The sequence below is a fragment of the Rhodococcus sp. G-MC3 genome (genome assembly GCF_030063335.1).
GTDB lineage: Bacteria > Actinomycetota > Actinomycetes > Mycobacteriales > Mycobacteriaceae > Rhodococcoides.
Window position 1 is genome coordinate 1 of record NZ_JASISW010000077.1, and the last position, 1,349, is coordinate 1,349.

1 protein-coding gene is annotated in these 1,349 nt (G+C 61.0%); it reads left to right on the plus strand.

All coding sequences use genetic code 11. The features are described 5' to 3' along the window. Positions 1-53 precede the first annotated feature (53 nt). A protein-coding gene (locus QMK17_RS26225) for an IS3 family transposase (protein ID WP_283512211.1) occupies positions 54-1,349 on the plus strand; the annotation gives its coding sequence in 2 pieces (ribosomal slippage) (positions 54-327 and positions 327-1,349; 1,297 coding nt annotated over the 2 pieces). This gene is flagged as partial in the annotation.

Here is a 1,349-nt window from a genome sequence, read left to right on the forward strand (position 1 = left end):
TGAATCACCCTAGGTTTGATGCCGCTTCCTTCTGAGTCAGGAAGGATGAGCACATGCCCAAGAAAATCGATCCAGAGGTCCGTGCGAGGGCCCTGCGGTTGCTGGAAGCACACGGAGCGGAATACGCGTCGTTGACAGCGGCCGCCGAGGCGATAGCCAAGCAGGTCGGGGTCGGCCACGAGACTGTACGACGCTGGGCAGTTCAGGCCCAGGTCGATGCTGGAGCTCGAACCGGGATTACCTCGAAGGAATCCGCCGAGATCAAAAAGCTCAAAGCGGAGAACAAGCAGCTCCGCGAGGACGTCGCGATTCTCAAAGCCGCAACAACTTTCTTCGCGGGGGAACTCGACCCCCGCAACCGATGATCATGAACTTCATAGATGCGTTGCGCGCCAACGGCTATGCGGTCGAGTCGATCTGCCGCGTCCTGCGTGATCAGGGCTGCAAGATCGCCGCGAGAACCTACCGGGCATGGCGTACACGCAAGCCCGCGCCACGCACCGTCTCCGACGCCCACGTCGTCGACGCGGTGCGCTCGACGGTGTGGCGCACCGACGCCGACGGCCGCCGGAAAATGACACCAGAAGGGCTGTACGGCAGGGTGAAGATGCACGCTCATCTCGACCGGACCGTACTTCCCGGGGTGTCCTACGGCGCGGTTGACCGAGCGATGAAGCTACTGTGCCACAACGGTGTTCGTCGAGCGAAAGGGATCCGGACGACCATCGCATCGGCCGACGGTGTTCGGGCCACCGATCTGCTCAATCGGCAATTCAGCGCTGCCGAACCGAACCGAGTCTGGGTCACCGACTTCACATATTGCCGAACATGGGCCGGGTGGGTGTACGTGGTGTTCATCATCGATGTGTTCTCCCGCAGGATCGTCGCCTGGCATGCATCGACGTCGAAGACTGTGGACCTGGTGACGATCCCGCTTCGGATGGCCCTGTGGCAACGCAAGAGGGAGGGGCATCCAGTGAAAGCTGCTGAGCTAATACATCATTCGGACGCCGGCAGCCAGTACACGTCGGTCATGCTGACCGAAAGGCTCAAGCTCGAGGAGATCGCGGCGTCGATCGGATCGGTCGGGGACGCCTACGACAATGCCCTCGCCGAATCAGCGAACGGGCTGTACAAGACCGAGTGCATCCGCACCACGATCTTCCATTCCGGACCGTACAAAACCCTCTCCGACGTCGAGTTCGCGACCGCTGGTTGGGTCGACTGGTACAACAACAGGCGGTTGCATTCGAGCATCGGACAGATGCCCCCGATCGAATACGAAACACTCCACTACTCTGACCTCGACGCCGAGGATCAGCCCCAACTGGAGGCGGCACAAAACTTAG